Origin of the sequence: Colwellia sp. E2M01 (assembly GCF_018860585.1) — a bacterium.
Classification (GTDB): domain Bacteria; phylum Pseudomonadota; class Gammaproteobacteria; order Enterobacterales; family Alteromonadaceae; genus Colwellia.
Map to the genome: position 1 here is coordinate 56,017 of NZ_JAHKPR010000015.1, position 21,193 is coordinate 77,209.

The window sequence follows — 21,193 nt, forward strand, 5'->3', positions numbered from 1 at the left end:
TGAGTTATGAAGTACATTGCTGCAAATCTGTTCTCTATCATTAAGAAGAGGAGATGTCGTGTGGGGAAACATAAGCTAATTTGGCTAATATTGGTAAGTTTATATACCAATATTGCTTTTGCAGAATCGCAGTTAAACCTTACCAAAGGGGTCACAGCTGTTAGTAGAGATGTTTATGATCTACATATGCTGGTACTCTATATTTGCACTGGTATTGGCGTTTTAGTGTTTGGTGCTATGTTCTGGTCTATTATCTTCCATCGAAAGTCTAAGGGTGCAAAACCTGCTGATTTTCATGAAAGTACTAAGGTAGAGGTATTATGGACAGCCATCCCCGTTGTTATTTTAATTGCTATGGCTATTCCCGCCACAAAAACCTTAATAGCGATGGAAGACAACAATAACTCTGACGTTACTATTCAAATTACAGGCTCGCAATGGAAATGGCATTACAAGTATTTTGACCAAGACATTGAGTATTACTCTGTTCTTTCTACCCCTCGCGATCAATACCAAAATCACTTAGATAATACCCCCTTAAAAGGCGAAAATTATTTACTCGAAGTTGATAAACCTTTAGTTATTCCTGCCAATAAAAAAGTACGCTTTTTAATTACTTCTGACGATGTTATTCATGCCTGGTGGGTTCCCGCTTTTGCCGTTAAACAAGATGCTAATCCAGGTTTTATTAATGAAGCTTGGACTAACGTCGATGAGCCTGGTATTTATCGCGGCCAATGTGCTGAATTATGCGGTAAAGATCATGGTTTTATGCCTATTGTTGTTGAAGTAAAAAGCCCTGAAGATTATGAGCTTTGGCTTAAAGAGCAACATCAGCGCATTGCGCAAGCAGCTGATGCTGAAAAAGCTTCATTGAATGCTTCTTTATCAAAAGACGAATTAATGCAATTAGGTGAAACAACTTATACCGCTTATTGCTCAGCCTGCCACCAACCAACCGGTCAAGGGTTACCTCCTGCTTTTCCTGCTTTAAAAGGTAGCCCTATTACCACAACGGGAGCGATAGCTGATCACATCAATATTGTCTTTAACGGTAAAGCCGGCACGGGTATGCAAGGTTACGGTAAGCAATTAAGTTTAAAAGAAATTGCCGCGGTAGTTACCTTTGAACGTAATGCTTGGGGCAATGACACAGGTGACTTAGTACAAGCGGCAGATGTTAAATCAGCCGTTAACAATGAGTCCGAAGCTAACGATGCTGTAGAAGCTGTTGAAAATAAAACGGCTAAAGAGACAGATAGCGTCACTGAAGTAGCAGCTGAATCAACATCTATTGAAGATTTAACAAAGGAATATAGCCTAGATGAGTTAATGACCATGGGTGAGCAAGTTTATATGAAAACCTGTGTTGCTTGTCATCAACCATCTGGGGGAGGTATTCCGCCAGCATTCCCAGCTTTAAAAGGTGGTGTAATTACCACAGGTGATGTTAACGCACATATCGATATTGTCCTTCACGGTAGTAAGAAAAATCCGGCAATGGCCGCGTTTTCTGGCCAATTAACTAAAACAGAAATAGCTGCCGTGATCACCTTTGAGCGTAATGCTTGGGGAAATGATACCGGTGATTTAGTGCAACCTGCAGCGGTTGATGCCGCAAGTGCGAAATAGGAGGATATAAAATGACTACAGACGTTATAAAAGAAACATCGCACGACGATCATCAAAATGACCACCATGGCGATCACAAAATGACAGGTATTAAGCGTTGGTTGTACACTACCAACCATAAAGACATTGGTACTTTATATTTATGGTTCTCATTTATCATGTTACTCACTGGTGGCGCGTTAGCCATGGTGATCCGAGCTGAATTATTTCAGCCAGGTTTACAAATAGTTGAGCCTGACTTTTTTAACCAGTTAACCACAGTACACGGTTTAATCATGGTATTTGGCGCCATAATGCCTGCGTTCACAGGCTTTGCAAACTGGATGCTGCCAATGATGGTTGGCGCGCCAGATATGGCATTACCAAGAATGAATAACTGGAGTTTTTGGATATTACCTTTTGCTTTTGGCATTTTGCTAAGCTCTTTTTTCATGGAAAGTGGTGCACCAAATTTTGGTTGGACTTTCTATGCTCCTTTATCCACAACATATTCAAACGGTAGTACCGCTTTCTTTGTATTTGCCGTCCATATCATGGGGATATCTTCGATAATGGGGGCAATTAATATTGTTGTTACCATTATGAATATGCGCGCACCGGGTATGACCTACATGAAAATGCCATTATTCGTATGGACATTTTTCATCACTGCGTATTTATTAATTGCGGTAATGCCGGTGCTTGCTGGTGTCGTTACCATGGTATTGACCGATACTTATTTCGGTACCAGTTTCTTTAATGCTGCAGGTGGTGGTGACCCGGTAATGTTCCAGCATATTTTCTGGTTTTTTGGTCACCCTGAAGTTTACATCATGATTTTGCCTGCCTTTGGTATTGTTTCAACCATCATCCCTGCTTTTTCGCGTAAAAAATTATTTGGCTATAGCTCGATGGTTTATGCAACATCTTCCATTGCTCTACTCTCTTTTATTGTCTGGGCACATCATATGTTTACTACAGGTATGCCGCTATTTGGTGAGCTGTTTTTTATGTATTGCACCATGCTTATTGCGGTACCAACAGGGGTAAAAGTATTTAACTGGGTAGCTACCATGTGGCGTGGCTCGTTAAGCTTTGAAACACCTATGTTGTTTTCAATCGCCTTTGTTATTTTATTCACCATTGGCGGCTTTTCAGGCTTGATGCTGGCTATGACGCCGGTTGATTTTCAATATCACGATACTTACTTTGTTGTTGCCCATTTTCATTATGTATTAGTGACAGGCTCGCTATTTTCACTCTACGCTGGCGCATATTATTGGCTGCCAAAATGGACGGGGAATATGTACAACGACGCGCTCAGTAAATGGCATTTTTGGTGCTCACTAATTTCAGTTAACTTGTTGTTTTTCCCTATGCACTTTTTAGGCTTAGCGGGTATGCCACGTAGAATTCCTGATTACGCATTACAGTTTGCTGACTTTAATAAGTGGGTAAGTATTGGCGGCTTTGCCTTTGGTTTATCACAATTGATTTTCTTAGCTGTGGTCATTAAATGTATTCGTGGTGGCGAAAAAGCGCCTGCTAAACCTTGGGATGGTGCAGCAGGGCTAGAATGGACGGTTGCAAGCCCTGCTCCGTATCATACGTTTAGTACTCCACCGCCACAAAGTGATATTGATAATGCCGATCAACATAGTCATTAATGCATAAAAATATTTATATATAACGGGTAATAACTATATGAAGAGTGATGCCAACTCCAAAAATGCTAATAATACCAATAGTGTTAGCACGACCAATAATAAGTCCGTTAAAAAATTATTACTGGTTGTGCTTGCTATGTTTGGCTTTGGTTTTGCTCTTGTCCCTTTATATGACGTGTTTTGTGATATTACTGGCCTTAATGGAAAAACCAATACCAGTGCAGCAACTTATGACGCCAGTAGTATTGATGAGTCTCGTACGGTACGAGTGCAATTTATTACCCGCAATGCACAGGGCGTTCCTTGGAAATTTGAACCAGTACAGAATGAAATTGAAGTACACCCCGGTGAAATGAAGTTTGTATCTTTTTATGCAAAAAACAATGCCAATAATGACATTGTTGGCCAAGCTGTTCCCTCGGTTTCTCCTGGGCGTGCAGCAAATTATTTTCATAAAATAGAGTGTTTTTGCTTTACCCATCAACCACTAGGTGCAGGTATGGATGTTGAGATGAGTTTACAATTTTACGTTGATTTAGAATTACCTGACGATATAAAAACATTAACGTTATCGTACACCCTGTATGACATTACCAACAAGTCATCATAGAGAACGACAACATACAGATAAATAAGGGATAGAAAATGACTAACAAAGAATATGAAAGTTATTACGTACCCAGCCAAAGTCATTGGCCAATTGTTGGTGCAATTGCACTTTTCATGATTGCACTCGGTGCTGCTCACTACGTAACTGATTTGTCTAAAGAACAAAATGGTTACGGGGGTTATCTGCTTTTAGCCGGCATAGCCCTAGTTATTTATATGTTAGCTGGTTGGTTTAGCGATGTTATAAATGAGTCTTTGGCTGGTAAATATTCACATCAAATGGATAATTCATTTCATCAAGGTATGAGTTGGTTCATTTTTTCTGAAGTAATGTTTTTCGCCGCCTTTTTTGGTGCCTTGTTGTATTTACGTGTATTTTCAGTACCTTGGTTGGGTGGTGCAGGTAATAATGCAGAAACTGGCGCCGTGCTGTGGCCTGATTTTGTTGCTCATTGGCCACTTTTAACGACTCCTGACGGCACCACAACCTCGGCAATGGGTTGGTATGGGCTCCCACTTATTAATACTGTTATTTTAATCACCTCTTCAGTGACCGCTCATTTTGCTCACGATGCACTTATTAAAAATAACCGTAAACCACTTAAAGTGTGGCTTGGTTTAACTATAGTGTTAGGCATCATTTTTATGTCTTTACAAATATTAGAATATTCACATGGTTACTCTGAAGAAATGCGTTTGTTTCTCACCAGTGGTGTTTATGGCAACAGTTTTTATCTATTAACTGGCTTTCACGGTATGCACGTAACCTTAGGTTGCATCATGCTAATAGTTATGTGGTTTAGAATATTAAAAGGTCACTTCACACCTAATAATCATTTCGCTTTTAAAGCAGCAAGTTGGTATTGGCACTTTGTTGACGTGGTGTGGGTAATGCTATTTGTGTTTGTTTATATTTTATAGAAGCTGATTATTACTTGAACCTTACATTACATAAGAAAATAAAAAGCAACTTATTAGGCAATATACTCTGGCTTGGGCTAACACTTATTGTATTAACAATACTGATAAAATTGTCGTTATGGCAATACGATAGAGGAACAGCGAAAGAACAGCGTTCTATACGTATAGTGCAATTAAATCAACGCACGCCATTAACACTTAATGAAGTTGTGCAACTTTCGCACACTAAACAATTTACCAATAAGGAAAGTGTGAATGACTTTCCTGTCACTATTGATGGTGAATTTATAGCTGATTACGTATTTTTACTCGATAATCAAGTTGAAGAACGCTCGTTAGGTTATCGGGTATTGCAAGTAGTACAAACGCCAAGCCATGCGGTTTTAGTTAACTTAGGTTGGATACAAGGCTCAATTAACAGAAATACATTACCCGAAGTAAAGCCATTGCAGGGGCAGTATCAATTTACGGGGCATGTACGTGTCGTTGAACAAGGAATAATGCTTATGGAACAAAATTTTTCGAAGCCTAGTTGGCCGTTACGCGTGCAGCAAATAGAATTAGAAAAGTTTTCAACATTAGTATCACCCTTAATAAATAAGCCTTTATTACCTTTTGTTATCTACGTAGATAAAAAAGAAAGTCTTGGTTATAAAAAAAATTGGCAACCAATAGTAATGCCTGCAGAAAAACATTTTGCCTATAGTTTTCAATGGGCTGCATTAGCCTGTGCTTGGTTGATATTAATGATTTCTTTACGCGTTAAAACACTGAGATCCTCAGCTCAATAAATATATAAATGAAGAGATAAGTAAAATATAAAAATAATAAGGCGTGTACTATGATCCAAACAGAACAAGCATTACCGCAAGCTTCCACGCACAAAAATCGCCGTAGTTTATTACTGCTACTCGCTGTATTTATATTGCCCGTAGTACTAGCAAAACTAGCGCTTGATAATCAATGGCTAAGCTTAGGAGTTACCAATCAAGGCAAGTTGATAACAGAGCCATTAACCTTAGCTGAACTTGGCTTAGATGGGAAAATAACTGATAAAAAATGGCAGATTATTTATCGACTACCTAATGAATGCTCCGAGCTTTGTTTGCACAGTATTGAAACCGTCCATAACAGTTATGTTGCCTTAGGAAAGTATATGCCAAGGGTCTCTGCAGTATTACTTAAAGAAGATATTTTTTCAGTTCAACAAAATGAACAGCTTGCTAAAAGCCAATGGCAAATTCTGTCTTTATCAGCACAAATGCATCGCTCAATCCCTAACCCACAAGTACTTATTGCTGATCCGTTAGGTAATGTGATTTTGCAACACTCCATACCTGAAACTGAAGCGCAGCAAAATAGTTTTGGTAAAGCCATTATTGCAGATATGAAAAAACTACTGAAATACTCCAAGGTAGGTTAAGTCATGACAAGTTGTGCTAAAACAGAAAAAGCTCCGACAAAAACACTAACACGCTTGGTATTCTGCAGTTTGTTATTAACCATTGTTGTTATTGGTTTAGGCGCGTACACACGTTTAACTCATGCAGGATTAGGGTGTCCTGATTGGCCAACCTGTTATGGTTTACTTGATGTACCTAGAACCGCAGAAGAGATTATTACCGCTGAGCAAGCCTACCCTGAACGTCCTGTTGAACCCCATAAAGCATGGAATGAAATGGTTCATCGATACTTTGCTGGCAGCCTTGGCATACTTATCGCGATCATTGCTTTTTATTCAATTAGATTACGTGTTAATGATAGAAAATCAGTAAAAAACACAACTATTCAACCATCTTATAACAGTAAAAAACCGCTTGTTTTACCCTTGTGTATTTTATTGGTTGTTATCTTTCAGGCAGCATTAGGAATGTGGACGGTAACCTTAAAATTAATGCCTGTTATTGTTATGGGGCACTTGCTTGGCGGCTTTACTACACTGTGCTTATTATTTTTATTATATTTGCGCCTTAATTCTGTAACGAGCAACACCATCACCACAATAGGCGAGCAGAATGTAAAAGCAAGTGCGTCAAAAGCCACTAGCGCGAGTCAAAATGTAAACACACCATCAATTAAAAAATATAGTCGCTACGCTTTACTCGGCATTGTTATTTTAACGGCACAAATAGCTTTAGGCGGTTGGACATCGGCAAATTATGCAGCCATGAGTTGTGTAGAATTACCTATTTGCCAAGGTGATTGGTTAGCTGAGTTAGATTATCAGCATTCATTTACTTTGATTCCACCAGTAAAAAGTAGCTATGAATTTGGTCACTTTAAACATAATGAACGAGTAACTATTCATGTAACACATAGATTAGGCGCTATAGTTACTAGTATATTTATAACTTGGCTCGCTATCTTGGTGTTTATTAAAACCAATAAACCCAATCTTAAACGTTTGGCGATAGTTTTACTGAGTATGCTTACTATTCAAGTAAGTTTAGGTATAAGTAATATTTGGTTTTCATTACCCCTTAGCGTAGCGGTTGCACATAACTTAGTCGCGGCTTTGTTAATGTTAAGTTTAATAGCGTTAACCTATCAATTAAAGCAACATGATGAGGAAGTTCGGTATGAGTAAAGTCATCAATAAACCAATAGTCGATTCGTTGAGTAAAAGCCTACCGGTAACACGGCCATCAGCTAACTCAACAGCAAATGAGTTCTTTCTTCGTCATTTTGTTGATCATTGGCGCGCTTATTATGATATTACCAAACCCAAAGTTGTGGCTTTACTGGTACTAACGGCCTTAGTAGGTATGAGCTTGTCTGTACCTGGCGGTTTACCGTGGCAATTATTAATACCCGCCATGCTAGGTATCGCTTTATTATCCTCAGCCGCAGCCGCAATTAATCATATTGTTGACGAAAAAATAGATACCATTATGGGACGCACTCACAACAGGCCTTTGCCTGAAGGTAGAATTACTGTCGAAAATGCCATTATTTTTGCGGTGAGTATCGCAGTGATTGGTTTTGTTATTCTCTTTACCTTAGTGAATCCGTTAACCGCTATGTTAACTTTGGCTGGTTTAGTAGGTTATAGCTTTGTTTACACTATGTATTTAAAGCGCGCTACACCACAAAACATTACCATTGGTGGTTTAGCGGGTGCCATTCCACCGTTACTAGGTTGGACAGCAATGACCAACGAAATAGCACCAAATGCTTTATTATTAGTGCTAATTATTTTCACTTGGACACCGCCACATTTTTGGGCTTTAGCTATTCATCGTAAAGATGATTATGCTAAAGTTAACATTCCTATGTTGCCGGTAACCCATGGTATTAGTTTTACTAAAACTCAAATATTACTTTATACCTTATTACTTTTTGTGGTTTGTTTATTACCTTATTTAGTGGGAATGAGTAATTGGCTTTACTTGGCAGGTGCTTGTGTCTTGAATTTAATTTTTATTGGCTATGCTTGGCAGTTAAAGTTCCATGCAAAAAAAGATACTGCGATGGCCACATTTAAATTTTCGATTGTACATTTAATGCTACTTTTTATTCTTTTATTGCTTGACCACTATTGGTTACCAATAAACTAATAGCAACCCTCTTATTGAGAGAAAAATAATTTAATGAATAAATATCTTTTGGGTTTGATTGCCGTTATATCGTTAAGTGTCGGTATTATTGGTTTTTACTTAATAAAAAATAGTAACGAATTACCAGCGCCTGAATTCGCCTTACATTACCAACAACCTCGAACAATAACTAACTTCTCTTTTACGGATGAGTTAGGTCAAACTTTTCAAAATGAACAGCTTAACGGTAAATGGTCATTTATATTTCTTGGCTATACTTCTTGTCCTGATGTTTGTCCAATGACCTTACAAAAGCTACATGTTATCTATGATGATTTACTCAAAGTTACAGACAAGACTCAGGTTATTTTAGTATCGGTAGACCCTCAACGAGATACGCAAGAGAAACTCTCTCAATATATTGCTTATTTTAATCCTGACTTTAAAGCAGTGCGCGCCGATCATGATGTGCTTTTTCCTTTTGCTCGCAGTATCGGCTTAATGTACGCCATAACAGATTACAATAGTGATTCGGCTGATTTAACCAATAGCAGCACTACAGATAAAAATTATTGGGTTGATCACAGCGCATCTATGGTATTAATAAACCCTGAAGGGAAAGTGGCCGCTATTTTTAAACCTGAGCAGAAAGCTGGCGAGGTACCACATATAGACAAGAATAAATTGGTAAGCGACTACCCTAAAATAGTCGCACTGTATCAAAAAAAATCACTTTTATAGCAAGCAGTATTAACTCATTTGAAGTTAATTTATAAATGATACCAGCTACCATCAGCATTCAAAACAAACCAAGGTTTAGAGTACCAATAATAACGTCCTGGTTTACTAATACTAGCAGCTGTACAGTTGGCTCTAACACGACCTACAGGCAAGCTTGTAGAAAAAGTAATACTAAAAGCTTCATCATCGTGCCAGTTGATTTTTTGTTTGCCTAAGCCAGAGATATAACAATTTAAACCTGATTTATAAAAGTCATCACTAGCCACTTCAAAGGTTATATTTTTCGCTTCTTCGTATACAAACACGGTTTTTGCTTGCTCACCTGTTAAACTGATATCTAGCGGTAGAGAATTTAATTTATCACGTAATCCTGAAATTTTGTCGTAAGGTTGTGATGCCGGAAAACGAGGCACGCTAGTTAGGTCTGTATTTAAGCCAATAGCGCCTGACTGTTGTGAAAATGCCACAAAATTATTGGCCTCAATCCAAGCTTGAACCGCTAAATCATATTCACCGTAAGGGTATGCAAAATAACGCCAGCTTTGCCCTGTCTGCTCTTTTATAAGCTGCTCAGCTTTGAGTAGTGATGTCGTTTGTTTATCTAACCATTCTTGTTGCGTTAATCCTTTAGGGGTGCGAGCCATAGAATGGTGTTCATAACCATGGTTGGCGATAATCACACCTTCATCAGCTAATGCTTTTAATTGATCCCATGACAAATACTGTGAACTAGATTTTTTGTCATTACGGTTGATAATCCCAGGGTTGACATAAATGGTGTACGGAAAGTTGAATTTATCTAAAATCGGTTTAGCTTGCGTTAAAATATCGATGTAGGCATCGTCAAACGTAATGGCAACACTCTTATCAGCTAATGGTGTTTGCTTTTTAATTCCATCAATTAAGTTAGATAATGGAACAACTTTAAAACCATTGTCTTTAAGATACTGTAGGTGTACTTCAAACTGCTTTGGTGAGATACTCGTGCTACTAGGACTGCTATCACTAACATGGTGGTACTGTAAAATAACAGCGGCATAACTGTTGAGTGAAATACTCATTAATAATGAAGCAAAAATGAATGTCTGCAGTAAATATCGCATGAACTTTCCTTTATAAAATAGAGTAACTAATTTGAGTTCAGATTAACTAAAGTAACGCTTTTTACTATTAACCTCTAGTACTTTACAGTATTTCCATATTCCGTAAAAAAAGCTATTTGAGATAAAAATTATCAGGCTATCTAAACCATTATTTCATTAACTTTTGTTTTCTTTATACAATGAAAAATAATCAACTATTTTAGCAAGGATAATTCCGCAAACAAGCCCAGTAACGTTAGCAGCCATATCTAGCCATTCTCCCCAACGATTAACATAAGGCTGAATCAACTCTATTGCACCACTAAAACAAGCAAATACTATTACAATCCATAACCAATGTTTTGGTCTAGCTAGTGCAACAGGAAACATTAACGCACCATAAGCAATAAAATGATGAGTTTTGTCGCTACCAGGAACTTGTGGTAATGAGGCGACGGGCCATAGCGATAAAGTCGCAATGATTGCCATTAGAGCAATAGTAATAAATAACCAATAAGATTTAATTAAATTAATCATAATTTTCTAACGAGAGTTTGTATCAGTCGTGCTGTTTTGGGAAGATTGAGTTCGGTATAAAATATTTAGCCAACGATTTGCAAATATACCTAAGTAGCCCCATGCCGACAACAAACAAGCTATCGCTAGGGTAATAATACCGATAACTTGCCACAGATAGTGGTAAAAGTAACCTAAAGCAACAAACAATAAGCCAATAACAAAAAGGCCAAGACCACGTAAAAAAAGCATTAAGCTATGTTGTGGATCTTGACCTAGTTTTTCTAATAACTTAATCATACGTTACGATGAGATAGTTAAATTTTTAGTAATATGAATGATCGCCGCGCTCATGCTCAGTTGCATCTTTAACGCCTTTAATTTCGCCAGCCATTAAATCAATTAATTGCTTTTCAATACCGTCTTTTACCGTCACATCAATTTGTGCACAACCATTACAGCCACCGCCAAATTGTAATACAGCGTAGCCGTCATCGGTAATTTCAACTAATGTACATTCGCCACCATGTCCTGCTAATTGAGGATTAACTTCGGCTTGTAGAAAGTAATGTACACGTTCAAATAAAGGCGCATCATCAGCTACTTTACGTAATTTTGCATTAGGGGCTTTTAACGTTAATTGTGAACCCATTTGATCGGTAGTAAAGTCAATTTCTGCGTCTTCTAAAAAGCCTTTACTGTCAGCATCTATCATGGCTGAAAAACCTTCAAAAGGAAGTTCTATGTCGTCTTTTTCAACGGCATCAGGTGGACAATATGAAACGCCACACTCTGCTTTTGCGGTACCTGGATTTACAACAAAAACACGAATATGGGTACCTTCTGCTTGTTGCGAAAGTAGGTTAATAAAATGCTTTTGAGCACTCTCTGAAATACTGATCATTGTTTAGCTCTCTTTACTCTTTTGGTACTCAATCAAAATACTAGTATATGATCTATTTGATTGATCAATAATATACTGTAATGATGAGTACCTGACTATTTTACTCAAGTATGTGTATTTTACGCGGCTATTTAGTTATGTCTAATGATTTCTACGCTTTTGTCGAAGACTTACTTTTGGGTAAGGTTAAACAAAGGGCGACGACACTTACAATTTCAACACCAGCGCTTTTTAACAGTTTACTGATCTCGCTCGCTGTAGTACCCGTAGTCACCACATCGTCGATAATTATGACATGTTTAATATGACTCGCTAACCCCTGTTTTAATTTAAACGCATTCGCTAAGTTTTTACGACGTTGACTACCTGTCTTGCCGATCTGACTTTGATTGTGTTTACAGCGTATTATGACATCTTTCTCATACGGTAACGCCAGTTGTTGTGCAAAATCTTGAGCGATAAGGTGTGCTTGGTTATAACCACGAACTTGCCACTTTTTAACATGCAAAGGTACAGATATGACTAAATCTGCAGGCGGTATTAATGTACTCTCCATGGTTTTTTGCCATTGAGCGTAGAGTAATGAGGCAAACAAATTAGCCAGTTCAAATCTTCCCAAATACTTCATTTGCGCTAACCAAATATTGAAAGGGTAAATGTAGGGAGATAACGCAAAAAGGTATTCAAAATGAATATTAGGTAACGCTTGCTTGATTGTAGGCCAATTCAGCAGATTTCCATTTATAATATCTTGTTTAAAAAACGGCAAATCATTAATGCAATGCTGACAAAGCAGAGCTTGCCTTAAACGCTTTTCTTGAAAGTAACTTGCACCCACATTAGCGGCGCACAAATCACAGCAACTTAAATGTTGCTGTATGTTATTGAGTCGAAACTTCCCTGTATTAAAAATTAAAGCAAGCTTACTTCTATAAACAGCTTTAAGCGCGACACAACACCTTACAAGAGTTTTGTTATTTAACTTTATTAACCGTGACGTCCCTGCCATCTTACTTTCCTTTTATTAATCGCAAGTATAAAATAACGCTTCATTACTTTCGATTTATATAGTGCAGTAGTAAGCATGGCAAAAAGCTTAGAATTTTCCATATTTCCAACAAATGATTCAATAAAAAAAGAAGCAATACCAATTGTTTTCTTGCATGGTTGGGGGCTTAATTCCGCCATTTGGCAACCATTACTAACGTTATTTAACAACAGTAGCTATCAATTAATTACTATTGATTTGCCTGGGTTTGGTATCAATAATCATGTTGAGATATCTCCTTACTCGCTAACAACTATCTGCGAACATATTAACCAAGTTATTGACCAACCTGCTGTATATGTTGGCTGGTCATTAGGTGGTTTAGTTGCAACAGAAATGGCGCTGCAATATCCAGAGCAAGTATTAGCTTTAGTAACCGTTGCCAGTAGTCCGTATTTTGTTGAGCAGTCTTGTAATGATTGGCCTGGAATCAAGGAGAATGTACTTAATAACTTCCATCAACAATTAGCTACAGACGCAGCAAAAACCATCAGTGGATTTTTAAAAATCCAAGCAATGGGTAGCCCTCATATTAGGCAGGATTTAAAGCTAATTACACAATTAGTAATGGCTCATCCATTACCTAGCCAACAAACCCTAGCTGACTCCTTAGCTTTACTAAGTCATTGTGATTTAAGGCCACATTTATCACAAATTAAACAACCATTTTTACGTTTATATGGTAATAACGACAGTCTAGTGCCTAAAGCCGTCATTGAGAAAATAGATAACTTAGCGGAAAAAAGCACAAAACATATTTTTTCTCATGCTTCTCATGCGCCATTTATTTCTCATCTTGATGACTTTTATCAGGTGTTATTTTCTTGGTTAAAAATAAATATTAAAATTAATTAATACGAATTAGTAACTTAGCTGTCCCCTTATAAAATAAGGTGTTACAACAAAATACTTAGCTAAATTAACCTTTACTTTTTAGCCTTAAAGGTTAATAATTAAACAATATATTTATTTTCCGTGGAGGACGTCTAATGGAAATATCATCAGCATTTAATTCCGGTGTACAAGGCTTACAAAACGCTAGAGCAACTGCAGATAAAGCTGCCAGTGATATTGTAGCTAGTACAACCCTAAATACTGAGCAACAAGCAAATACAGTCAATACTTCAAGCTCTAATATTAGTGAAGTAAATACTGAAGTAGTTAACCGAGTAGCAAAAAGCGAAGAGTTGCCAGATTTAAATCAATCGCTTGTTGATCTTAAAGTGGCAGAGTATCAAACCAAAGCGTCTACTGAGGTCATTAAAAGTGCCGATGATGCTTTAGGTACATTATTAGATGTAACCGCTTAAATTTTAAATATTTAATAGATTGACTTTAAACGTTATATTATACATTAAGCAGTTCATTGCTAATGTAGATGAGCTACAACTAGACAAGCTAGTATCATATAACTAATTGGTGAATAAAATTTACTTATGAATATCACGTCGCATACTGCCAGTATTCCTCTAGCAACCGTGGTTAATCAACCTACGGAAGTATTACGTCGTGATAATCATCAACGAGAAGTCAACCCTCAAGTCGCTGCAACTCATCCGTCTACCGCTGATAAAGGCGCAGCGTCTGAGAAAGAGCGCTCTCGTACTCCCGCACAAACCAATGAAAATATCGATTTTTCAGCCTTAAGAAAACAAGCGGAGCATGCCGCTACCTCAATTTCAGACAACAGCAGTCAACAAGGCGAAAGCCAGCAAGATAATCAACAAAACAGCCAACAAAATCCTGAAAGCTCAGGAAATGAGCAAAGCCACAATGCTGCTGAAAAAAATAGCGATGAAATAGAAAAAAAAGAAGCGACTGAAAATAAAGAAGCTGCTACAAATGAAAGAATAATCAATCAATTACAGCTAAGAGATCAGGAAGTAAAAACGCACGAATTAGCACACGCTACAACAGGAGGCGCTTTAACTGGAGCGCCCTCATATACTTATGAGGTAGGTCCTGACGGTAAAAAATATGCCGTAGCTGGTGAAGTTTCTATTGATTTAAGTGTTGTGCCTGGCGATCCAAAAGCAACTATCACTAAAATGCAAAAAGTGTATGCCGCGGCATTAGCACCTGTCGATCCCTCGGCACAAGATATTAAAGTTGCAGCAAGCGCTACTCAGAAAATACTGAGCGCACAGTCAGAGCTATTAGCGCTTAGTAATAATAAGGATGGCGAGCCAAGCCGCGCTAGTAACAACCGCGACTTTAATACCAGTGCGAGATTACAATCAGAATTATCAGCAGATAATAGCAGTAATGATTTTGATGCACTCATCAATAAAACCTTAGCTGCGCAAGAGGCTATATCGCCTAATAAAACTAGCGACTCAATGACAACTTCTATCAATAATCTACAATCTACAGAAGTTATTCAACGAGCTCATCGTATTGAAAATTTTTACCATACAGTAAAACAAGGTTATGAAAAGCCTAATAATTTTCAATTTGAATTAACCGCTTAAAGCTAAACATTTAAATATATACCCATCACACCTTTATCTTATCAGGCGTACCAAGAATTTAAACTATCGCTTCTTCTTGAAATCTTTGTTTATATACATCACGTGCATGATTAAGTTCATTAATAGCGTGCCCTTTTGTATACGGGCGTAAAATGACTAATATTTTCAAAACGCCTTGATAAAATACTGCATCATTGACTTCATTTGAAGTGGTTTGTGTTTGATGAAAGCTTACCCAAAAAGTGTTGATAAGACGTAAAACACTAACAATTTCAGGTAGTTCATCATCATCAAAATCTATAAAATCTGCTGCTCTTAATGAGATCAGTAGTTGACTAACACGCTCTGATATAGACTGTTGAACTTCTACATATTTTTCACGCAGGTTTGGACTTTTATCCAAAAGTACAGGTAGGTTACTATAGAAAAAACGGAATTTCATGGTTGTTTGAAAAACAGAATCCATATACAAAACCAGTGAATCAAGAGGCTTAACCTCTGCAGATACGGTAGGTAAAGTGTCTAAAAGTAGACTTCGAGCATATTCTTCGTAAATAGATAAAATAATGTCTTCTTTATTGCGGAAATGGTAATACAAGTTTCCTGGGCTAATAGCTAAATGTGCGGCAATATGGTTTGTGGTGACATTACGCTCACCTTGCTCGTTAAAAAGTTCAATACTAGCTTGGATTATTTTATCTCTGGTTTTCATATAACTACTTCTTATTATTATATTGATTAAATCTAAAACAATAATACTATCAACATTTACTATATATAAAGTCTTTTGAGTAAATACTTTAAGATTTATACTATTTTTATGATTAATTCGGGGTTTTCTTTTTGTTTAACCTTCTGGAGCTTAACTCTGTTAAATACAAAGATTAAAGCCTGACTTTGTTTTCGTTCCCGATTCAAGTAACGATTCATCGGATAATACTTGTTACCTACTGAGGTATCAAACTACAATACCAAATAACAATTGCTTAAATATATAAAAAACAATGACTATAACAGCTATTTATCCAGGTACTTTTGATCCTGTAACTAACGGTCATACTGATCTAATAACACGTGCCAGTAAATTATTTAATAATGTTATTATTGGTGTCGCTGCAAGCCCTAGTAAAAAACCTCGCTTTGATTTAACACAACGGGTAGCAATGCTTGCACAAGTGACTGAACACTTACCTAATGTGACGGTTGTCGGTTTTAGTGGTTTATTAGTCGACTTTGCTAAACAACAGCAAGCAACGGTACTCATTCGAGGCCTACGTTCAGTTGCTGATTTCGATTATGAACTACAGCTCGCTAACGTTAATAGGCGTTTATATCCTGATCTGGAAAGTGTGTTTTTAACACCTGCAGAAGAAAACTCATGTATTTCTTCCACCGTAGTTAAAGAAGTTGCATTACACCAAGGTGATGTAAGTCCATTTGTACACCCTATTGTTAAAGCCGCATTAGAAGAATAGCGCTCAGCTTTAAACTAGCTTAATAGCCATTTAGCACGATACCTACCTCAAAAAAACGCTTACTTTTTTTGACAGTTAGGGCAATAAACCGTTGCCCTCCCAGCTTGTTTAATTTCCTTCAATATTCCTTTGCAAACAAAGCAAGGTTCACCAGAACGACCATAAACTTGTAGTTCTTGTGCAAAATAGCCTGGTTTACCATCTGATTGGGTAAAGTCTTTTAGGGTTGTACCACCTTGCTCAATTGCATGAGCTAGAGTTTGCTTAATATGTCGAGTTAATTCTATGTACCGTTTTTTAGAGACTTTACCTGCTTGTTTACGAGGGTCTATGCCTGCTTTAAATAAGCTTTCATTGGCATAAATATTACCAACTCCAACGACAATATTATTATTCATCAGAAAGGTTTTAATCGGTACTATTTTATTACGTGATCTTTCATACAGACACTCGTCGGTAAAATCGGAGGATAAAGGCTCCGGACCAAGACTTTTCAATAACTTGTGTTCATTAATATCTTCGGTTACCCAAAGTACAGAGCCAAAACGACGAGGATCATTAAGCCTAAGCGCTAAACCATTAGTAAGCACCAAGTCAAAGTGGTCATGTTTAGTTACTGCTGTAGCTTTATCAATTACTCGAATAGTGCCAGACATACCCAAATGAATCATTAATATACCTTTACTGGTTTCCAACAGAAGATATTTAGCACGCCGAGTAACAGAACGTATTGTTTCACCACAAATATCTGAGATAGTTGGTGTAATTGGCCAGCGCATATTGGCATTTCGGACAATAACATCGCTTACCTGCTGGTTTAAGATATGTGGTTCAATTCCACGTCGACAAACTTCTACTTCTGGCAACTCAGGCATAATTTCTTCTTATTTCGGTAACGCTAATTCTATTGATGTATATGAATATTGATTGATGTGAATAATGGTTTGAATATTTAAAGCGAAATAGGTAATAACTGTTTAGCTAATGCTGCAGCTAGAGCTAACCATTGGTCTTCTTGGTGTTGATAAATTAATAATTGGTCATTAAGTGGATATAATGTGTAAGTACGTATTTGAGTTTCTCCTGCTAAAGCAATATTAACGGTTAGCCCCTGTTTTTCGTCAATCACAATATCTGCCGCTTGTACTAACCCGATACTTTGCTGCCAAGCAAACATCATTTGTTCAATTTGTTGTTGGCTTTTTTCAAGTGTTAACCCTTGCGTAGTTAATTGCCAACTTCGCCCTACACGCTCTATGAATACTTGTTGGCTTGCAGAGTACTCTACCGACATAGTTAAAATAACAGCGTGTTCAGGTAGAATGAGCTGCTCCGCATGAGTCGAATTTTCATTATCTGGAAACAATTTATCATTAGTCACGTTGATCATTAAAATAATAATCATAACGGAGAAAATAATGACATTATTCCAGCCGGTTTTAGAAAGTTTCATATCAAAAGTCCAAATTACCTAGTACGGATATCATACTGAAATTTTTAAGTAATACCAATTTAGGGTCTGTTGACCTTTCGAGATTACTTTCACAGCAACTTTTACATACAAATACATACGATACCAATAGACTGCTAAATTTTAGATATAAAAAAACCCGGTATAAACCAGGCTTTTTAACAAAACAAAAATTAATTACTTAATTTTAGCTTCTTTGTAGATTACGTGCTTGCGAATGGTTGGATCAAACTTTTTGATTTCCATTTTCTCAGGCATAGTCTTTTTATTCTTATCAGTAGTATAAAAATGACCAGTACCAGCACTAGAAACTAAACGAATTTTATCGCGCATAGTATTTTCCTTTGAATAGTAAAGTAATTAAACTTTTTCGCCACGGGCACGGATGTCAGATAAAACTACATCAATACCTTTCTTATCGATAATACGCATTCCTTTCGGAGTTAAACGTAATTTAACGAAACGATTTTCGCTCTCAACCCAAAAACGGTGAGATTGAAGGTTAGGTAAAAAACGACGACGAGTCGCGTTTCTTGCGTGAGAACGGTTGTTCCCTACGACTGGTTTCTTGCCTGTTACTTGGCAAACTTTAGACATTTGAGTCACTCCAAAATTAATTTCAGCTCGAGCTATATTTCCCCAAGACCGTCGCCTTAGGATCCTAAAAAGGTGGCATATTATAGTGAAACTGGATAATTAATACTAGCTTTAATGAAAAAATACATTAAAAAACAGTCTTTTTTAATGTATTTCAGCAAGTTAAATAGAATAAACAATAGAAAAAACCTGTTGTTTTCTCGACTTTCGATTAAATATTATTACGTTCAAGCGTAAAAAATATTAATTTCACGCGTAAAAACTCAACAAAAACACTGTTGGCAAATAAGAAACTTTGCTTACTTTCCTCATTTTAACAATAAATAACTAAGTCATTTCATTATGCTCTGCAAAAGAGTAACACTGATGTCCGGCGACAATAATATGATCCAATACTCGTACATCAATCAGTTGCAATGCTTGTATTAACTTTTGAGTAATTTGTTTATCGGCAATACTCGGTTGTGCCATACCTGAGGGGTGATTATGGGTTAATATAACGGCCGCCGCGTGATGTTTTAATGCTTGTTCAACCACTACCCTAGGATAAACGGCTGCAGCATCAATGGTACCAAAAAAGAGTCGTTCAAACGTTAACACACGGTGTTGGTTATCTAAGAAAAGTACGGCAAATATTTCTCGGCTCTCTAAACGTAATTCACTTTGCAGAAAGTCCCGTGTAGCTTGTGAGGATGTTAATGAACAATCGGTATTTTTTATTTTTTCAGCTAAGTATCTTTTACTCATTTCTAAACAAGCCTGTAACTGTACATATTTTGCGGTACCAAGCCCATGTTTAGCACAAAAATCTTGCTGATTTGCTGAAAATATAGCCCCTAAACTGCCGAAGCTAGTTAATAACTGCCTTGATAAATCAACTACATTACAGCCTTTTACACCTGTGCGTAAAAAAATAGCTAATAACTCTGCATCACTTAAACTCGCAGATCCTAGCTGTATTAACTTTTCACGAGGACGTTCTGATTCAGGCCAGTCTTTTAATGTATGTTGTGTTATTAACGAGGCATTAATAGTTGGCTCATTAATACTTATTTTATTCGCTACTGATTTTACAGCGACCGAATCACTATTTTTTGAGTTATTTAACATCTGCGCATCCTTGCTTGTCTATTTTATATAATTATGGAGTCCAGCTTAAAGGCTTATTTAGCATCACTATTTCTAAATATTGTGAATAAATGTTATCTTATCCGCCTTATTGCTTACTTTTAAGATTAGCAGCTTATGCAAATTCTTCAGGACAAAAAAATATTACTAGGTATTTCAGGTGGCATCGCTGCTTATAAAACACCAGAATTAGTACGTCGACTTAAAGACCATGGCGCTAATGTACGCGTGGTAATGACCGATGGCGCTAAAGCATTTATAACACCATTAACTTTGCAAGCAGTCTCTGGCAATCACGTTTCCGATAGCTTATTAGACACACAAGCCGAGTTGGCTATGGGCCATATTGAATTAGCAAAATGGGCTGATTTGATTATTATAGCACCGGCGACTGCTGACATTATTGCGCGTATAACCGCAGGCATGGCAAACGACTTATTATCAACATTATGTTTGGCTACTGATGCTCCTATTGCTATAGCTCCGGCAATGAATCAACAAATGTGGCACGCCAAAGCAACCCAAACAAATATCAACACTTTACAGTCTTGGGGTCACCATATTTGGGGACCCGGAGCTGGAGAGCAAGCGTGTGGTGATATAGGTTTAGGTAGAATGCTAGAAGTTGCTGATTTAGTAACACTCACCAGTGATTTTTTTGCCGATAAATATTTACAAAATCAACATTGGGTTATCACTGCAGGTCCTACGCGCGAAGCAATTGACCCTGTGCGTTACATATCTAACCATAGCTCAGGAAAGATGGGCTACGCTATTGCTCATGCTGCGTTACGCGCAGGTGCTAAAGTTACCTTAATTTCAGGCCCAGTAGATATTCAAGCTCCTATTGGTTGTGAACTTATTAAAGTAACAAGTGCCGAGCAAATGCATCAACAAGCATTATCTTATGCCGCACAAGCTACAACCTTTGTTGCTTGTGCCGCTGTCGCAGATTATAGAGTGGCAGATATTGCCAGTGAAAAAATCAAAAAAGATAGCGACGCTATACAAATAGCGTTAGTTAAAAACCCTGACATTGTTGCCGATGTTGCTCAATTACCAGAAAAACCTTTTATTGTCGGCTTTGCTGCAGAAACGCAAAACGTTGAACATTATGCGCGCGGTAAATTAATGCGTAAAAATTTAGATTTAATTGCAGCTAATGATGTAGCTAAAGCAGGGCAAGGCTTTAACAGTAATGATAATGCCTTAACCGTGTTTAGTGCTATTGATAAAATAGAAATTCCGTTAGCCAATAAAAATATTATAGCCAAACAATTGGTGTCGTTAATTAATCAGCATTATTTATTAAAACAGTCAAAAAAATAAGTAACAATAGATTATAGTAATTAGCATTAGCACATAAAAAATTCATTTATTTCAAATGCTCTTATTAATTGCTATAACTATATGTAC

The 21,193-nt window shown here is 37.2% G+C and carries 25 protein-coding genes; 14 read left to right on the forward strand and 11 right to left on the reverse strand.

Annotation, left to right across the window (positions count from 1 at the left end; all coding sequences use genetic code 11):
* The first annotated feature begins 60 nt into the window (after window positions 1–60).
* The 9 genes from coxB to KO502_RS02355 are packed head-to-tail and all read left to right on the forward strand — an operon-like array spanning window position 61 to window position 9,085.
* Complete coding sequence (coxB, locus tag KO502_RS02315; RefSeq protein WP_354668293.1) at window positions 61–1,632, forward strand: cytochrome c oxidase subunit II; 1,572 nt, start codon at window positions 61–63, stop codon at window positions 1,630–1,632.
* Window positions 1,633–1,643: 11 nt separating this feature from the next.
* Window positions 1,644–3,278 (forward strand): cytochrome c oxidase subunit I, encoded by a 1,635-nt coding sequence (ctaD, locus tag KO502_RS02320; RefSeq protein ID WP_216020951.1) that lies wholly within the window; start codon window positions 1,644–1,646, stop codon window positions 3,276–3,278.
* Window positions 3,279–3,315: 37 nt separating this feature from the next.
* Window positions 3,316–3,888, forward strand: a complete 573-nt coding sequence (locus KO502_RS02325) for a cytochrome c oxidase assembly protein (RefSeq protein ID WP_216020952.1) — start codon at window positions 3,316–3,318, stop codon at window positions 3,886–3,888.
* A gap of 35 nt (window positions 3,889–3,923) precedes the next feature.
* Complete coding sequence (locus KO502_RS02330; protein WP_216020953.1) at window positions 3,924–4,808, forward strand: cytochrome c oxidase subunit 3; 885 nt, start codon at window positions 3,924–3,926, stop codon at window positions 4,806–4,808.
* Window positions 4,809–4,822: 14 nt separating this feature from the next.
* Window positions 4,823–5,599: an SURF1 family protein gene (locus KO502_RS02335; protein ID WP_216020954.1), complete on the forward strand. Its 777-nt coding sequence runs from the start codon at window positions 4,823–4,825 to the stop codon at window positions 5,597–5,599.
* A 50-nt stretch (window positions 5,600–5,649) separates the two neighbouring features.
* On the forward strand, window positions 5,650–6,231 hold the full coding sequence (locus KO502_RS02340; protein ID WP_216020955.1) for a hypothetical protein: 582 nt from the start codon (window positions 5,650–5,652) through the stop codon (window positions 6,229–6,231).
* Between the two features lie 3 nt (window positions 6,232–6,234).
* On the forward strand, window positions 6,235–7,395 hold the full coding sequence (locus KO502_RS02345; protein ID WP_216020956.1) for a COX15/CtaA family protein: 1,161 nt from the start codon (window positions 6,235–6,237) through the stop codon (window positions 7,393–7,395).
* Window positions 7,396–7,423: 28 nt separating this feature from the next.
* Complete coding sequence (gene cyoE, locus KO502_RS02350) at window positions 7,424–8,365, forward strand: heme o synthase (protein WP_216021011.1); 942 nt, start codon at window positions 7,424–7,426, stop codon at window positions 8,363–8,365.
* A gap of 33 nt (window positions 8,366–8,398) precedes the next feature.
* Complete coding sequence (locus KO502_RS02355) at window positions 8,399–9,085, forward strand: SCO family protein (protein ID WP_216020957.1); 687 nt, start codon at window positions 8,399–8,401, stop codon at window positions 9,083–9,085.
* A gap of 29 nt (window positions 9,086–9,114) precedes the next feature.
* Here KO502_RS02355 and KO502_RS02360 read toward each other — a convergent pair whose 3' ends face one another.
* The 5 genes from KO502_RS02360 to KO502_RS02380 all read right to left on the reverse strand — a co-directional run bounded on the left by KO502_RS02360 (window position 9,115) and on the right by KO502_RS02380 (window position 12,596).
* Entirely contained in the window at window positions 9,115–10,188 is a 1,074-nt protein-coding gene (locus tag KO502_RS02360; protein ID WP_216020958.1) for a polysaccharide deacetylase family protein, read from the reverse strand.
* A gap of 156 nt (window positions 10,189–10,344) precedes the next feature.
* Complete coding sequence (locus KO502_RS02365) at window positions 10,345–10,704, reverse strand: VanZ family protein (protein WP_216020959.1); 360 nt, start codon at window positions 10,702–10,704, stop codon at window positions 10,345–10,347.
* A gap of 6 nt (window positions 10,705–10,710) precedes the next feature.
* Window positions 10,711–10,983, reverse strand: a complete 273-nt coding sequence (locus KO502_RS02370) for a hypothetical protein (protein ID WP_216020960.1) — start codon at window positions 10,981–10,983, stop codon at window positions 10,711–10,713.
* 25 nt (window positions 10,984–11,008) lie between these two features.
* Entirely contained in the window at window positions 11,009–11,587 is a 579-nt protein-coding gene (nfuA, locus tag KO502_RS02375) for a Fe-S biogenesis protein NfuA (RefSeq protein WP_216020961.1), read from the reverse strand.
* A 151-nt stretch (window positions 11,588–11,738) separates the two neighbouring features.
* On the reverse strand, window positions 11,739–12,596 hold the full coding sequence (locus KO502_RS02380; RefSeq protein ID WP_216020962.1) for a ComF family protein: 858 nt from the start codon (window positions 12,594–12,596) through the stop codon (window positions 11,739–11,741).
* 75 nt (window positions 12,597–12,671) lie between these two features.
* On the opposite strand from KO502_RS02380, the gene bioH reads away from it, so the two are divergent.
* The 3 genes from bioH (at window position 12,672) to KO502_RS02395 (ending at window position 15,106) form a co-directional block, all read left to right on the forward strand.
* Window positions 12,672–13,490, forward strand: a complete 819-nt coding sequence (gene bioH / locus KO502_RS02385) for a pimeloyl-ACP methyl ester esterase BioH (protein ID WP_216020963.1) — start codon at window positions 12,672–12,674, stop codon at window positions 13,488–13,490.
* Between the two features lie 134 nt (window positions 13,491–13,624).
* On the forward strand, window positions 13,625–13,945 hold the full coding sequence (locus KO502_RS02390) for a hypothetical protein (RefSeq protein ID WP_216020964.1): 321 nt from the start codon (window positions 13,625–13,627) through the stop codon (window positions 13,943–13,945).
* A gap of 126 nt (window positions 13,946–14,071) precedes the next feature.
* A complete protein-coding gene (locus tag KO502_RS02395; protein ID WP_216020965.1) occupies window positions 14,072–15,106 on the forward strand; it encodes a putative metalloprotease CJM1_0395 family protein in 1,035 nt (344 codons plus the stop codon).
* Window positions 15,107–15,164: 58 nt separating this feature from the next.
* Here the strand turns inward: KO502_RS02395 and KO502_RS02400 are convergent, their stop codons facing one another.
* Window positions 15,165–15,818, reverse strand: coding sequence for a TetR/AcrR family transcriptional regulator (locus KO502_RS02400; protein WP_216020966.1), 654 nt, complete (start codon window positions 15,816–15,818; stop codon window positions 15,165–15,167).
* 292 nt (window positions 15,819–16,110) lie between these two features.
* Here KO502_RS02400 and coaD point away from each other — a divergent pair, with 292 nt between their 5' ends.
* Window positions 16,111–16,581 (forward strand): pantetheine-phosphate adenylyltransferase, encoded by a 471-nt coding sequence (gene coaD / locus KO502_RS02405; RefSeq protein ID WP_216020967.1) that lies wholly within the window; start codon window positions 16,111–16,113, stop codon window positions 16,579–16,581.
* A gap of 59 nt (window positions 16,582–16,640) precedes the next feature.
* Here the strand turns inward: coaD and mutM are convergent, their stop codons facing one another.
* The 5 genes from mutM to radC form a co-directional block, all read right to left on the reverse strand.
* The gene (mutM, locus tag KO502_RS02410) at window positions 16,641–17,456 is read right to left on the reverse strand and encodes a bifunctional DNA-formamidopyrimidine glycosylase/DNA-(apurinic or apyrimidinic site) lyase (RefSeq protein ID WP_216020968.1); all 816 of its coding nucleotides are present in this window, start codon (window positions 17,454–17,456) and stop codon (window positions 16,641–16,643) included.
* Window positions 17,457–17,533: 77 nt separating this feature from the next.
* Window positions 17,534–18,034, reverse strand: coding sequence for a hypothetical protein (locus KO502_RS02415; protein WP_216020969.1), 501 nt, complete (start codon window positions 18,032–18,034; stop codon window positions 17,534–17,536).
* 195 nt (window positions 18,035–18,229) lie between these two features.
* Window positions 18,230–18,385 carry a 50S ribosomal protein L33 gene (gene rpmG, locus KO502_RS02420; protein WP_011041084.1) on the reverse strand — a complete coding sequence of 52 codons (156 nt, stop codon included), beginning with the start codon at window positions 18,383–18,385 and terminating at the stop codon, window positions 18,230–18,232.
* A 27-nt stretch (window positions 18,386–18,412) separates the two neighbouring features.
* Window positions 18,413–18,649 (reverse strand): 50S ribosomal protein L28, encoded by a 237-nt coding sequence (rpmB, locus tag KO502_RS02425; protein ID WP_216020970.1) that lies wholly within the window; start codon window positions 18,647–18,649, stop codon window positions 18,413–18,415.
* A 327-nt stretch (window positions 18,650–18,976) separates the two neighbouring features.
* Window positions 18,977–19,759, reverse strand: a complete 783-nt coding sequence (radC, locus tag KO502_RS02430; protein WP_216020971.1) for a DNA repair protein RadC — start codon at window positions 19,757–19,759, stop codon at window positions 18,977–18,979.
* A 135-nt stretch (window positions 19,760–19,894) separates the two neighbouring features.
* Between radC and coaBC the strand changes: the two genes are divergently transcribed.
* Window positions 19,895–21,106 carry a bifunctional phosphopantothenoylcysteine decarboxylase/phosphopantothenate--cysteine ligase CoaBC gene (gene coaBC, locus KO502_RS02435; protein ID WP_216020972.1) on the forward strand — a complete coding sequence of 404 codons (1,212 nt, stop codon included), beginning with the start codon at window positions 19,895–19,897 and terminating at the stop codon, window positions 21,104–21,106.
* The last annotated feature ends 87 nt before the right edge of the window (window positions 21,107–21,193 follow it).